At 68.8% G+C, this 13,294-nt stretch carries 10 protein-coding genes; 4 read left to right on the top strand and 6 right to left on the bottom strand.

The features are described from left to right. Positions 1 to 85: 85 nt before the first annotated feature. Positions 86 to 580 (top strand): hypothetical protein, encoded by a 495-nt coding sequence (locus QZ271_RS07945; protein WP_291430261.1) that lies wholly within the window; start codon positions 86 to 88, stop codon positions 578 to 580. A 90-nt stretch (positions 581 to 670) separates the two neighbouring features. Here the strand turns inward: QZ271_RS07945 and QZ271_RS07940 are convergent, their stop codons facing one another. Further along, positions 671 to 1,189 (bottom strand): GNAT family N-acetyltransferase, encoded by a 519-nt coding sequence (locus tag QZ271_RS07940; RefSeq protein WP_291430259.1) that lies wholly within the window; start codon positions 1,187 to 1,189, stop codon positions 671 to 673. Continuing rightward, entirely contained in the window at positions 1,186 to 2,208 is a 1,023-nt protein-coding gene (locus QZ271_RS07935; protein WP_291430258.1) for a nitronate monooxygenase, read from the bottom strand. Before QZ271_RS07935 ends, QZ271_RS07940 begins: the two co-directional genes overlap by 4 nt. A 541-nt stretch (positions 2,209 to 2,749) precedes the next feature. Between QZ271_RS07935 and QZ271_RS07930 the strand changes: the two genes are divergently transcribed. After that, on the top strand, positions 2,750 to 4,363 hold the full coding sequence (locus tag QZ271_RS07930; RefSeq protein ID WP_291430256.1) for a peptide chain release factor 3: 1,614 nt from the start codon (positions 2,750 to 2,752) through the stop codon (positions 4,361 to 4,363). 93 nt (positions 4,364 to 4,456) lie between these two features. Here QZ271_RS07930 and QZ271_RS07925 read toward each other — a convergent pair whose 3' ends face one another. Together QZ271_RS07925 and QZ271_RS07920 are read right to left on the bottom strand one after the other, a co-directional pair. After that, positions 4,457 to 4,786, bottom strand: a complete 330-nt coding sequence (locus tag QZ271_RS07925) for a cyclic-di-AMP receptor (RefSeq protein WP_291430254.1) — start codon at positions 4,784 to 4,786, stop codon at positions 4,457 to 4,459. A gap of 134 nt (positions 4,787 to 4,920) precedes the next feature. Beyond that, positions 4,921 to 5,430, bottom strand: a complete 510-nt coding sequence (locus QZ271_RS07920; protein WP_291430252.1) for a transcriptional regulator — start codon at positions 5,428 to 5,430, stop codon at positions 4,921 to 4,923. Positions 5,431 to 6,051: 621 nt separating this feature from the next. Here QZ271_RS07920 and QZ271_RS07915 point away from each other — a divergent pair. Continuing rightward, the gene (locus QZ271_RS07915) at positions 6,052 to 6,906 is read left to right on the top strand and encodes a metallophosphoesterase family protein (RefSeq protein WP_291430250.1); all 855 of its coding nucleotides are present in this window, start codon (positions 6,052 to 6,054) and stop codon (positions 6,904 to 6,906) included. Between the two features lie 109 nt (positions 6,907 to 7,015). Here QZ271_RS07915 and QZ271_RS07910 read toward each other — a convergent pair whose 3' ends face one another. Together QZ271_RS07910 and QZ271_RS07905 are read right to left on the bottom strand one after the other, a co-directional pair. After that, positions 7,016 to 8,743 carry a fasciclin domain-containing protein gene (locus QZ271_RS07910; RefSeq protein ID WP_291430248.1) on the bottom strand — a complete coding sequence of 576 codons (1,728 nt, stop codon included), beginning with the start codon at positions 8,741 to 8,743 and terminating at the stop codon, positions 7,016 to 7,018. A 372-nt stretch (positions 8,744 to 9,115) separates the two neighbouring features. Further along, positions 9,116 to 12,625, bottom strand: coding sequence for a DNA translocase FtsK (locus QZ271_RS07905; protein ID WP_291430247.1), 3,510 nt, complete (start codon positions 12,623 to 12,625; stop codon positions 9,116 to 9,118). 119 nt (positions 12,626 to 12,744) lie between these two features. Between QZ271_RS07905 and QZ271_RS07900 the strand changes: the two genes are divergently transcribed. Continuing rightward, positions 12,745 to 13,230, top strand: coding sequence for a Mov34/MPN/PAD-1 family protein (locus QZ271_RS07900; RefSeq protein ID WP_367114340.1), 486 nt, complete (start codon positions 12,745 to 12,747; stop codon positions 13,228 to 13,230). The last annotated feature ends 64 nt before the right edge of the window (positions 13,231 to 13,294 follow it).

Here is a 13,294-nt window from a genome sequence, read left to right as displayed (position 1 = left end):
CTGCGCAAGGGCGTGGTGTTCACCGCGTCTTCACGGGTGGCCGGGCGCTTGACCTCGTTGGCGCTCAAAGGTCTACCGTACGGGCATGCCGCTCACCGATCCCTCTACCGCAGTGCCGGGCCCGGCCGCGCCTTCCTCGATTGGACGCCTGACCGTGGCCCGCTGGGTGGGCATCTACCCCACGATCACGGCCCTGCTGCTGCTGCTTGGCCCGGTCCTGTTGGGGCACCTTCCCACTCCGCTGATCTCGTTGCTGCTGACCGCGCTCCTCGTGCCGATCACACAGTACGTGGTGTTCCCGCTGATCGAGCGCCTGAGCGCCGGGCGGGTCCGTTTTCCGGTCCTGAACGGACCCGCCCGGCACCGAACGGCGCTGGTGGTGTGGGCCGTCACGTACCCGCTGATCACGCTGGTGCTGCTGGTCATCCTTCCGCTGCTGGCCGGACACGTTCCCATTCCCGTCCTGACCCTGGTCGTCACGCTGATCGCCGTGCCCGTGCAGTCGCTGGTGCTGCTGCCACGTATCCTGCCCCTCGCCCGGCCCTGGATTCAGGCTTCCACCGTACGAAACGGCGCATGACACGAAACGGCGCATGACCCCCACCACCGACCCCGACTCCCTGCGCTGTGTGGACCGGAACAGGCAGGGGCTGGCGGCGTAGTGGCCCGCCTACGTGCGCGCTACCTGGGGGCTCTGGACCGCGTAGCGCGTGACAGCCACGACCTCACCCCCGTACGGTTCCGGGTCGGCCTGCCCGTCCTCATGCATTCCCAGGCGGCGCATCAGGGCGTGAGAGCGCGCGTTCGGGGCGTGGACCAGCGCCGTCACGCGCGGCAGGTCCGCCTCCCACGCCAGGGTCAGGAGCTCCTGGCACGCCCTGAACGCCACCCCGCGCCCCCACCACGCCCGGTCCCCGAGGGCGATGCCCAGCTCCGCGCCGCCCGGCCCGATGCGGGCCAGGTCCGCGTACCCGACGAGTGCGCCGTTCACCGTGACGCCCCAGCGGTGGAAAGCAGGCTCCTGCGCCGCGATGATCAGTTGCCAGTGCCGCCGCACCACCCGCGCCGACAGACCCGGCGTCCAGTCCACCGCGCGGCAGAACTCCGGGTCTGCCGCCCAGCGCACCGCCGCCTCCGCATCACCGGGGCTCAGGGAGCGCAGGGCGACCGTCACGGGCCCTGTCGTCATGGGGTCAGGTTCGCCATGATCTGCGCGGCGCTCGCGGCCTGGGCCTGCCGGTAGCCCTCCCCGGCCCAGAGGCTCAGCAGGTCCGCGTGTCCGCCCTGCGCTCCGGCCGCGCGCAGGGGGCGCGTCAGGGCGTTCTGCCACGGGAAGGGCAGGGGAGAGTGGACGCTGCCGGTCAGGGTGGTGCGCAGGCCGCGCGCGGTACGGCCGCTGTACGCGCGGGTCAGCACTGTGGGCCGCTCGCCGCTCTGAAGGGCACGGCGGTAGGCGTCGGGCGTGCCAGCCTCGTCGGCCAGTAGGAATGCCGTGCCGCACGCTGCCAGGGCCGCCCCGGCCTGCAACGCGGCCCTCACGTCCCCGGCCGTCATCAGGCCGCCCGCCGCGATCACGGGCAAACGGGTGGCCTGAGCGACCTGCCGCGTGAGGGTCAGGGTGCCGGCCAGGGCGTCTTCCTGCCAGCCGCCCCGGTGACCGCCGGCTGCGCCGCCCTGCACGGTCACGGCGTCCACGCCGTCCTGCGCCAGCAACTGCGCCTCCGCGACGCTGGTGGCGGTGCCGACCACCAGCACGCCCGCTGCGTGCAGGGTACTCAGCGCGCCGGGCGGCAGGCGACCGAACGCGAACGAGAACACGGCTGGCGGGTCGCTCAGGACCGCGTGCAGTTGCGCGCCAAAGTCCTCGTGCACCTGCGGCGGCAGGGTGGGCGCGGGCAGATCTAGCGCCGCGTGAAAGGGCGCGAGTTCCGCACAGGCCGCCGCGATGGCCTGCGGGGTCACGGACGGCAGGGGCTGCGGCGCGAACAGGTTCACCGCGAACGGCCGGTCTGTCCTGGCGCGCACGGCCGCCACCGTCTCCCGGATCTGCGTGGGTGTCAGGTACGCGGCGCCCAGGCTACCCAGCCCGCCCCCCTCCGAGACAGCGGCGGCCAGGGCGGGGGTGCCCACGCCGCCCGCCATCGGGGCCAGCACCAGCGGAACACGCAGGGTCGCTTGAAATTCCGGCCAGGAGCGCGGTGCATTCATGCCGCCCAGCGTAGCGCGCGGGGATGCGAGCAGGGACAACAGTCGCCCCTGGGCGGTGTGGTGCGCAGTCCGTCTCCCGCATCCGTCCATTTCGCCGTGCGGCGTACCCGGGAGCGCCTGCACCAAGCCGTCACTGTACCGGGCACCTTGTACGCCCGTGACAGGCGGGTGACGCGGCGCGCGCGGGGCGGTATCATAAGGGAATGACCGTTCTCCTCACGCCACCCTAGTCAGAAGTGCCGGGTCGGCCGCGCCAGCAGGGCAGCCGATCCGGCGCCGTGAGTGAGGTTCCCGGAGCAGTTGGGAGAATGGAAGCGCCAGGTGCCCTGAGACTGGAATCCGCACAGATGTTCCAGGCTGCACAGCGGCTCCAATCCGCACGGATGCGCTCGTGAGGGTCGAGAGGTGTCCCTCTCACAGGGTTCCACGTCCCGGCGCCCCACGGTTGCAGCACCGTGTGTCCAGACCTCCATTCTCCGCAGTGACCGTGCCGCCATTTTTCCGCTTCGGGCCGCGCTTTTTCAGGCCCGCAGGAGTTCGCATGACCACCCCCGATATCAACCCCGCCACCCAGAGCAGCGCCGCCCTGAGCAGCGAGATCGCCCGACGCCGCACCTTCGCCATCATCAGCCACCCGGACGCCGGGAAGACCACCATCACCGAAAAACTCCTGCTCTACGGAGGCGCCATTCAGGAGGCCGGGAGCGTGACCGCCAAGGAGGGCCGCAGTCACACCAAGAGCGACTGGATGAGCATCGAGCAGCAGCGCGGCATCTCCATCAGTTCGTCGGCGCTGACCTTCGAGTACCAGGGGCGGCACGTGAACCTGCTCGACACGCCCGGACACCAGGATTTCAGTGAGGACACCTACCGCACCCTGACCGCCGCCGACAGCGCCCTGATGGTCCTCGACGCCGCGCGTGGTGTGCAGGCCCAGACCGAGAAGCTGTTCGCGGTGTGCCGCAACCGGGGCATTCCCATCCTGACGTTCGTGAACAAGATGGACCGTCCCGCCCAGGACCCCTTCGAACTGCTGGAGCAGCTGGAAGGCATCCTGAAGATCACGGCCGTCCCGCTCACGTGGCCCATCGGGGACGGCCCGGACTTCAAGGGCGTGTACGACCTCCAGACCGATCAGGTGCTGGCCTTCGAGCGCACGTCGGGCGGCAAGCACCGCGCGCCCATGCAGACGAGCGGCCTGAACGATCCGAAACTGGACGCACTGGTCGGCGCGGACCTCGCCGCGAAACTCCGCGAGGACATCGAACTGATCCAGGGCGCCATGCCGGAATTCGAGGAAGCGCAATTCCTGAGCGGCGAACTGACCCCGGTGTTCTTCGGGTCGGCCATGAACAACTTCGGCGTCGAGCATTTCCTGAGTAACTTCGTGGAACTCGCGCCGCCCCCCGGCCCGGTCGAAACGAACCTCGGCAACCGCGACCCGGGGGCGGCCTTCGCGGGGTTTATCTTCAAATTGCAGGCGAACATGAGTAAGCAGCACCGTGACCGCACCGCGTACATGCGCGTCATGAGCGGCCACTTCGAGCGTGGCATGGACGTCACGCACACCCGCACGGGCCGCAAGCTGCGGCTCTCGCAGGCGCACACGCTGTTCGCGCAGGACCGCGAGAAGGTCGAGGAAGCGTACCCCGGCGACATCGTGGGCCTCGTGAACCCCGGCGTGTTCCAGATCGGCGACGTGATCAGCCTCGACGCCAAGGTGGCGCTGCCCAGCTTCCCGCGCTTTACACCCGAAACGTTCGCCACCATCAGCCTCAAGGACGTCAGTAAACGCAAGGCGTTCATGAAGGGCCTCACGCAGCTTGCCGAGGAAGGCGTCGTGCAGGTCTTCTACCCCACCGACGGCGCCCGCGACCCCTACCTGGGCGCGGTCGGCCCACTGCAATTCGAGGTTTTCCAGGCCCGCCTGCTCGAGGAGTACAGCGTGGACGTGGAGGTACATGTCACCAGTTACGGCCTGGTCCGCTGGCTGGCAGGCGATTCCGACGGCGTTGCCCGCTTCGCCCGCCACGTCGAAGACGACCAGGGCCGCCCCGTCATGCTGTTCCGCAGCAAGTACGACCTGGAATACACCGCCGAGCAGCACCCGGAAATCGAGTTCCTGCCGCTGCCCAGGGATCTCACCCGCGTGTAAGGGTGAACGGTTGAAAGTCAGAAGTTAAAGGTAGATGGATGATGGACGCGAGAACCGACCATCATCCATCTCCTTTCAACCATCAACCCCAGATCAGACTTTGATGAATTCCTGCACGCCCATGACAAACATCACGGCCCCGCCGACTGGCACCTCGACCGGGTCGCCCACCAGACCCTCGTTCTGTTCGCCCATGGGGACGCTGGGCGCCACGAGGCGGGTGCGGGCGCGGCAGGTGCGCTGCACATGCCGTTTGAGTTCCTCCAGGCGTTCGTCGTCCACGCCGATCATGAGGGTGGTGTTACCTTCGCGCAGGAAGCCGCCGGTGCTGGCCAGTTTCGTGACTTCGAAGGCGTTCTCGGACAGCACCCGCACCAGCGGGGTCGCGTCAGCGTCCTGAATCACAGCGAGCACAAGCTTCATACCCCCGAGGATACCAAACGCTCCGTGAAGCGACCGTCAGGCCGCACAGCGAAGCCGACCACGGGCTCGCCAATAAATAAACGTCCGGGACCGGCCCCCCGCGAGTGGGAGGACCGGCCCCGGACGGGTCGGGGTCAGGCGACCTGTTTTTTCTTGCCGGCGGCGGCGGGCGCGGCGGCCTGCTCGCTGCCGAGCGCCTGGGTTTCTTTCAGGCGGAAAATCACGAGGCTCCCCACGAAGGTGCAGGTGATCATGCCGTGCGCGTTCAGGAGGCTCAGGGCGGTCATGACGTCCTCGCGGGTCATGCGCAGCTGATCGCTCATGTACAGGGCGCTGTCGGCGCGGCCCTCCAGGTAATCACGCACGCGTTTGGCGTCTCCGGTCAGGGGCGTGGCGGGCACGTCGGCCAGGCCCGGGTCGGCCAGACCGTACACGGCGCGGGTGCCGGTGCCGGGCAGGCGGCGCACGCGGCCCTGGTCGAGCAGGCTGGCCAGCGCGGCGCGCAGGTGCGACAGGGCCAGGCCGGTGGTCTTGGCAAGTTCAGTCTCGACCCATTCCGGCTTGCTCTCCAGTGCCTTCAGGACGAGTTTCTCGTTGGCGCGGCGGGTTTCTTGCAGGTCTTCGAGGGTGGGGGGATTGAACATGCGTGCCTCCGGTGGGTGCGGGCGGCGGACACGGGCGGTGCCCGGCGCTCAGGGGTGGGGGTGGGGTAAGTGCGGTGAACGGCGTGCACCCGTGTGGGCCCCGGCCGATGCTGAACTAATCTGAACCTGCGCCGATAAGGGTGCCCTGAGCGGGCGGGACCGAACCATCAGGAAGGGATCCAAGCGGGTCCGAACGTCCGGGAGGGCCGCCCGGCGCCCTGGCCGCGTAGACCCTGGGGAACCGGGCTCACCCGTCGGGGCAGGGTGCGCGTGGTAGCGCAACTTTCCCATTGTTACAGATGTTCTCTCATGTTGCATGAGCCGGGAGTCACTTGATCTTGAGCGGCGTCCTGTGTCCCGGAACGCTCGCGGCCGGTGAGTGGCCCGTCGCGTGTGTGTGAGGGGGTAGCAGAGACCAGCTGTGCGTCCGGCACGTCTGATACGGATTCCGATTGTTTCGGTACATTCCCGCAGCAATCCGCGCGGATGCGAGTGGAAACAATAGACGGATTGGGCCGAATGGAGGGGCATCCGTATCAGTGAGACAAACGCAGTCCGTCTGAGGGAATCCCGATCTGGTCGCCGCGCCGCCTGTACCGGGCGTTCTAGAATGCCGCTCTGATGAGGGTGGCGATTCTGGCAGACATTCACGGGAACGCCGACGCGCTGGCGGCCGTCCTGCGGGACGCGCAGGCACAGGGGGCGCGGCGGCTGATCGTGAACGGCGACGTGGTGAACCGGGGGCCGGATTCCGTGCAGGTCCTCCAGACGCTGCTGGACCGCGATGACGTGACGTTCACGCTGGGGAATCACGACGACCTGCTGAGGCTGTGGCAGGCGCGCAGCGACGTGCTGCCGCCCGACTGGTTCACGGACCCCTTCTGGGGGGCCACCGCCTGGAGTGCCGATCAGCTGGACGCGGCGGGACTGCTGCACGTCCCGGCCGACTGGCCGATGACCCTGACGCTGCGGGAGCCGGGCTTGCCGCTGGCGCAGGTAGCGCACGGCACCGCCGATCACTACCGCGAGAGTCTCAGTGACCACACGCCCGTAGAGCGCGTGCAGGCGCTGCGCCGAGCCCCGGACGGCGGCGAGTTCGGTCTGCTGATCGCCTCTCACATTCACCGGCCCGTGAACGCCGTGATCGGCGGTACCTGGGTGGTGAATACGGGGTCGGTCGGATCACCAGCCACGGGTGACCCGCGCGCGCAGTACCTCCTGCTTGAACCCACGGCACACGGCTGGCAGATCACGCCGCGCGCCGTACCGTACGACCGCAGCGGGGTGCTGGGCCGCTTTGCCAGCAGCGGCCTGCTGGGCACGGGCCTGAGCGCCGAGATCTTCCGGCAGGAAGTCATCACGGCCCGCAGCCTGTACACCCCGTACTGGGCCTGGACGGAACAGGACGCCCTGCCGCGCACGCAGGCCACCTGGGACGCCTTCCTGAGCACCCTGGCCGCCCCCAGCACCGGTTGACCCGTGCCCTGCCCTGGCCGGGTAGGGCCAACGCGGGAAGGGCAGGGCACGGGAAGAGGGCCGCTCACCCTGCGGTGAAACGGCCCTCTTCAAACGTGCGCCCTGCCGCTTACTTCAGCGTAGGGGGGAGCAATACGGAGTCGATGGGGTAGATGACGCTGTTCCCGGCGTCGATGCGGTTGCCGTACGTGCCGCCCGCCAGGGTGCTGCTCGTCAGAACGCCAGCCATCCTGGTCGTGCCCTCCGTCTTCAGGTCGATGGAGCTGCCTTCCAGGGAGCGCAGCTGGCTGACTTTCAGGCCGTCATCGACCACGCGGCCGGGGACGACGTGGAACAGCAGCACCTGTTTCAGGGCGTTGGGATTACCGACCAGGGCGTTCAGGGTCGCGGCCGGAACTTTGGCGAAGGCGTCGTTGGTGGGCGCAAAGACGGTCACGTCAGTGGAGGTCAGCGCGCCGACCAGATCCGCCTTCTGCACGAGGCCCAGCAGGGTGCTGAACTGCGGCTGGCTCAGGACGGCCACGAGGGCGTTGCCGGTCACGGCAGGGGCGGCTGCCGTCGTCGTGGTGGTGACTGTGGCGGTCGTGGTGCCGGTGGCGGGCGTGGAGACGGTCACAGGCGTGGTGGCGGTCGCGGCGGCGTCCGTCGTGGCCGCGGCCTCCTCGGCCGGGAGCTTGGGAATAACCAGTTGGGGGGGCAGCAGCAGTTCATTGATGGCGTAGATGTTGCCGTTGCTGGCCTCAATCGCGGCCCCGTCGATCATCGCCGTGTTCACCGTCTGGCTGGTACCGTTCAGCTTCAGGTTGAGGCTCTCGCCCTCGGCGCTACGCAGCTGGGTGGCGGACGCAAGGTCTTTCCCGGTCAGTTTGCCGGCGACGACGTGGTACAGCAGCACCTGCTTGAGCACCTCGGGGTTACTGGCGATCAGCGCCAGCTGCTCGGGGTTCACCTTTTCGAACGCTTCGTTCGTGGGCGCGAACACGGTGTAGTCCGTGGTCATCAGCACTTCGTTCAGTTCAGCGTCGCTGATCAGGTCGCGCAGGGTGCTGAAGCGGGCGTCCGCCACGATCATGTCGTACAGGGTGGTGCCGGCCACCATGGTGTCGCCCGTGGCGACCGTGTCGGTCGCGGTCGTCGTCGCTGCATTACTGGTGGTAGTGGTGCTGGTCGTGGCATTGGTGGTCGTAGTGGTCGTGGTCGTGCTGGTGGTCAAGCCCGTCGCCGTGCTCACGCCGCCCCTCACGGGCAGGGCGGGGATGCTGATCAGGTTTGCGCTGGCTGGCGCGGGCGCGGCCACGACCGGTGCAGCCGTGGCAGGCTGGGCGGCACCCTGCATGGCAGGGATCAGAACGGTGTCGATCACGTGCACGACGCCGTTACAGGCGATCACGTCGGCCTTGGTGACGGTGGCGTTGTCGATCATGACCTTGCCGCCCTTCACGGACACCAGGACGGAGCTGCCCTGGACGGTCTTGCCGGAGCTCATGCCCATGACCTGCTTGGCCGTGACCTTCCCGGGAACCACGTGGTACAGCAGGACGCTGCGCAGCAGCTCGGGATCGTTCAGGGCCGCAGCGAGGGTATCGCTGGGCAGCTTGGCGAAGGCGGCGTTGGTGGGCGCGAACACCGTGTAGCTGCCGCTCTTGAGGGTGTCGGTCAGTCCGGCGGCTTCCAGCGCGGTTGCCAGGGTGCTGAAGTTGGGGTCCTTTGCGACGATCTGCGAGATGCTCATGCAGGCGGCGGGAGCGGGGCGGGCTGCGGGCGCACCTGCGCCGCCGGCGAGGGCAGGCGTGGCAAGCATCAGGCTAAGCGTGATAAAGCTGGTTTGCTTCTTCATGAAATCACCTCTGGAGAAATTGGGTTGTGCTGTAGTCCGGCACTTAATCTTCACCAAGCGAGCTAAAAATGCAACTTCTGGAAGCTTTCCAACAAATCTGTTAAACGGAACAGGTCGCACTATTCGGCCGATTCTCACCTTAAACTCATTTGATGAGTCAGATGGCTTGATGGCTGGACGGCTCCTGTACGGCACCGCCCGATGCGGACTGCAGTCTGTTTCGATGACCCCTCGGAACGGTGCCAGCTTGCCAGTCCACGCCCGGGACCTGTGTGTCGCCAGGTCGCTCCGCGCCGCAGCCCTTTGATACGGACTGCCGCCCCACTCCGCCACAGTCGGAAAAGCGCCGCCTGCGCCTCCTTGTCGTCGCCGTCAGCGGCCGAAGTGCTCGGCCAGCTCCGCCTCGCTGATCAGGATGTCTCGCGGCTTGCTGCCCTGGTGCTTGCTGACGATTCCCATCGCCTCGAGCATGTCCATCAGCTTCCCGGCGCGGGCGTGCCCGACCGACAGGCGGCGCTGCAACCTCGACACGCTCCCCTGACCCTCCTCGATACAGATCTGCGCCGCCTGCCGCAGCAGCGGGTCGCTGAAATCCATGTTCGAGCGGTCCGCGCCCGGCCCACTGGCCTCCACGCCCCCCTCGAAATCCGAGCCGTATGCCTCCACGAATTCATCCTCGAACACCTGACGGCGCAGCGCGTCGGCAATGCGGACCGACTCGACCTCGCTGATGTACGGCCCCTGCAACCGCAGCGGCTTGATCAGCCCCGGCTGGTAGAACAGCATGTCCCCCATGCCGGTCAGGCGCTCGGCCCCCATGGCGTCCAGGATCGTGCGCGAATCGTGGCTGCTGCTCACCGCGAACGCGATGCGGGCCGGGACGTTCACCTTGATCAGGCTGGTCAGGATGTCCACGCTGGGCCGCTGCGTCGCCAGGATCAGGTGCATGCCGGTCGCGCGGGCCATCTGCGCCAGTCGCATGATCGCGCTCTCGACCTCTTTGGGACTGGTGATCATCAGGTCCGCCAGTTCGTCGATGATGATCACCAGGTGCGGCAGTTCCGTCTCGCCGATCTGACGCATCTTCGCGTTGAACTGCTCAAGGTTCTTGGCTCCTACCTGAGACATCATCTTGTAGCGCCGCTCCATGTGCGCCACCGCGCCCAGGAGCACGCCCGCCGCGTCCACCGGGTTGGTCACCACACTGCGGACCAGGTGCGGAATCCCGTCGTACGGCGTGAGCTCCACCATCTTCGGGTCGATCATCAGGAAGCGCAGTTCGGTCGGCAGGTACCGGAACAGCAGACTGGTGATCAGGGTGTTCACGCACACCGATTTCCCGCTGCCCGTACTACCCGCCACCAGCAGGTGCGGCATCTTGGCGAGGTCCCCGACCATCAGTTCCCCGTCGATGCTCTTGCCCAGAATGATCGGCAGTTTTGCGCGCGTGGCCCGGAAACTGGGGGCGTCCGCCGCCTGATGGAACGTGACGGGTTCACGTTCGGCGTTCGGGACTTCCAGACCGATGACGCTCTTGCCGGGCACCGGGGCCTCCACGCGGACCCCGCCCACCGCGAGCGCCCGCGCCAGATCGTTGCTGAGGCCTGCAATGCGGCTGATCTTCTCGCCGGGGGCGGGTTCGATCTCGTACCGCGTGACGGTCGGGCCGCGCGCGTAATCCACCACCCGCGCCTGCAGGTTGAAGTGCCGCAGCGTCTCGTCGATCAGACTGGCCCGCTGCCGCGCCGAGATGTCCAGCGCCTCGGTGTTCAGGGCCGCCGCCGGAATGGGGTCCAGCAGGGCGTACGTGGGCAGCGCCAGCGGTAACGCCCCCTGCACCGCCGGACGCTCCAGCGCCGCCAGCGCCGCGAGTTTCTCGTGCGGCAGGGCCGCCACCACCGGCGCCGTGACCAGAGCGGGTGGTGGTGCGGGCCGGGCAGGGGAGAGCGGCGGGCCCGCCTCCCACGGCGCGGACGCGCGGGCCGCCGGAACGGTAGGCGCCCCTACGCCCTGCACAGGCTCGTGGCTGGCCGGGCCGAACGGCAGGTCGTCGTCGTCCCAGTCGCTGAAGGGATCGAGCGACCCGCCCGCCGCCTGACCAGTGCCCGGCCCGTGAGCGGCAGACCCTGTGACCCCAGACCCTGTGGCCGCGTCTGGGGTGGACCGCCCGTAGGCCGGGTCGTCTTGACCCAGAGTGTCACTTGAATCCTGACGGTCGCCCGCCGTCTGCGCGTGCGTGTCCGGGGCAAAGGCCAGGTCGTCCAGCGCCGGGTCCAGGGGCTCTGCGGGCGGCAGCGTGACCGGGGTGCGGGTCGCGGCCGGGGGCAGTCCGGCCCCCGCAGACGCCGCAGCGGCCACCGACGCTGTGATTGGAGCCACGCTGTGCGCCGCAGTCTGGGCGGCAGTCAGGGGAACGCCTGACGGCGTGGACGCGGGGAGCGTCTCGCCCGGACGGGTCCACAGGCCCGGCGGCGTCGCGGTGGTCGGGGTCGTCTGAGCAGGGACCGTATCCGGCTGCGGAGCGGGCGCGGCGCTGAAATCGAAATCAAGGGTGGGGAGCGCGCCCACGCTGGGGGCGCTCATGGCCTCGGCGCGGCGGCGGGCTTCTTCCTGAACGCGGGCCAGATGCGCGCGCCACTCGGCCAGGTCGGCCAGCGTGCCGTCCGGGTCGGCAGACAGGGCTTCGGCCAGCTGCGCGGCCACCTCGGTCGGCGCGCGGTCGAACGCGGCCGTCAGGTCCGGCCAGCCGGCGTACGCGTGCAGGCGGCCCCGCCACGCCGTGAAGTCCGCGACCAGTTCTTGCCACTCCTGCGTGCGTTCCTGATGGGCGGACAGTTCACGGGTCAGGGTGGCGGCGTCCGGTTTGCCCAGGGCCTTCTCGGCGGCCTTGCGGTCACGTTCCAGACGCCCGGCCCGCTGCGCGAGCCGCTGGATTTCCATGACCATGGCGCGGCGCAGGCGTTCCAGCGCGCCGCTCGCGAGGGTGCTGGGCAACTCGACGCTCAGCTCGTGCCGTCCGGCGCGCAGTTCGTTCGCGGTCGCCTCGACGTTCGCTCCGGCGTCCGGGGCTTCCGTGATGACCTGTTCAAGCAGGTCGCGCGCGGCGTCCCCGATGAAGGTGCGCACGCTTTCGCGCCACGCGCCCAGTTCGCGGTCCAGGTTCTTCAGGCCCGCCTCGTCCAGCGTGCGGATCTCCCGCTGCGCCTCGCGCAGTTCGGCCTGAAGGGTGCGGGGGGCCTCGGCCTGCGGGTACAGGCGGCGCAGGGCGTCCACGTCGCGGGCCGTGGCCGCCACGCCCTGGCGGGCCGCGCCGCGCACGCGGGCGGCCTCGCGGCCCTCCTGCCGGGACTCGATGGCCCCCTGCACCTGCGCGGCCCCGCCACCGAGCACCACGCTGACCATCAGGAAGAAGCCCTTGAGCAGCGTCAGAGGCCGCAGGCGCAGCATCACCTCGGTCCCCAGCGTCAACGTGACCAGCGGAAGCAGCGCCGCGAGGTAACTGACAGTGCTCAGCAGCGGCCGCATGGCCTGCTCGGCCAGTCGGCCCGCCGCGCCCGGCTGCACCACCTCATGCAGCGCCAGCATGGACAGCACCACGATCACGCCGCCCAGCACGCGGCGCGACAGGTTCGTCAGGTCGCGCCCCAGGAACACCAGCACCCCGTACGCGACCGGTACGACCGGCAGCAGCCACGCCGCCCAGCCCAGCCAGGTGATCAGCAGCGTGCGCGCCTGCGCCATGAACCCCGCGCCGTTCACGTCGGTCTGTGGAAGCAGCACCGTGACACCCAGAAAAATACCCAGCGCGAACAGCACCAGGCCCAGCGCCTCTCCGTCAAATCTTCCTACCGGAGGAGCACCCCTTGAACGAGCCTTCGCCATGGGGCGCAGTGTACCCCATCGCCCCCCGCACCGCACCCGGAAGGCTGCGGCCAGCACGGCATTTCACCCGTCAGGGCAGGTCCTGGCCTGCAGGGCACGCCGCGGTTCATAATAGCCCGGTGCTGCTGCTCCCCGATTCACTGCGGGCCGAACTGTGGGCCCACGTCCGCCGGGACGCCCCGCGCGAGTGCGTGGGCGCGCTGGGCGGCCTGACCACGCCCGCGCGGGCGGACAGGCTGCCCACCTGGCAGGTGCGCACCCTGTACCCGCTACCAAACACCGCCCGGGACCCGCAGCGCGAGTACCTGGCCGATCCGCTGCACCTGCTGCGCGCCCTGAAATCCATGCGCGCCGAGGGCCTGGACCTGGTGGGCCTGTACCACAGCCACCCGCGCGGCCCGGACCGGCCCAGTCCGACCGACACCCGACTGGCGACCTACGACGTGCCGTACCTGATCGCGGACCTGCGCGGGGGCACGCTGCGCGCCTACCTGCTGCCAGCAGGGCGCGAAGTCACGGTGCTCGGCGGTGAACCCGGCGGAACGCGGGCACCTGAATGGTGCGTGCATGGGAGCGGTGCAGAGACGGAGGACCTGACCGCCTGACAGATTTTATGAGATGAAGTGAAAACTGACGTGCCAGCCGTTCTTGAGTGCTTCCAACGAGGAC

This window comes from Deinococcus sp., assembly GCF_018260555.1.
GTDB lineage: Bacteria > Deinococcota > Deinococci > Deinococcales > Deinococcaceae > Deinococcus.
The sequence above is the reverse complement of the archived record's forward strand: the minus strand, read 5'-3'. Positions and strand labels throughout refer to the sequence as shown.

Excerpts from the sequence above, each read along its gene's own strand:
- QZ271_RS07945 (WP_291430261.1), top strand. The coding sequence starts at position 86 with ATGCCGCTCACCGATCCCTCTACCGCAGTGCCGGGCCCGGCCGCGCCT.
- QZ271_RS07915 (WP_291430250.1), top strand. The coding sequence starts at position 6,052 with ATGAGGGTGGCGATTCTGGCAGACATTCACGGGAACGCCGACGCGCTG.
- QZ271_RS07930 (WP_291430256.1), top strand. The coding sequence starts at position 2,750 with ATGACCACCCCCGATATCAACCCCGCCACCCAGAGCAGCGCCGCCCTG.
- QZ271_RS07925 (WP_291430254.1), bottom strand. The coding sequence starts at position 4,786 with ATGAAGCTTGTGCTCGCTGTGATTCAGGACGCTGACGCGACCCCGCTG.
- QZ271_RS07920 (WP_291430252.1), bottom strand. The coding sequence starts at position 5,430 with ATGTTCAATCCCCCCACCCTCGAAGACCTGCAAGAAACCCGCCGCGCC.
- QZ271_RS07905 (WP_291430247.1), bottom strand. The coding sequence starts at position 12,625 with ATGGCGAAGGCTCGTTCAAGGGGTGCTCCTCCGGTAGGAAGATTTGAC.
- QZ271_RS07935 (WP_291430258.1), bottom strand. The coding sequence starts at position 2,208 with ATGAATGCACCGCGCTCCTGGCCGGAATTTCAAGCGACCCTGCGTGTT.
- QZ271_RS07940 (WP_291430259.1), bottom strand. The coding sequence starts at position 1,189 with ATGACGACAGGGCCCGTGACGGTCGCCCTGCGCTCCCTGAGCCCCGGT.
- QZ271_RS07910 (WP_291430248.1), bottom strand. The coding sequence starts at position 8,743 with ATGAAGAAGCAAACCAGCTTTATCACGCTTAGCCTGATGCTTGCCACG.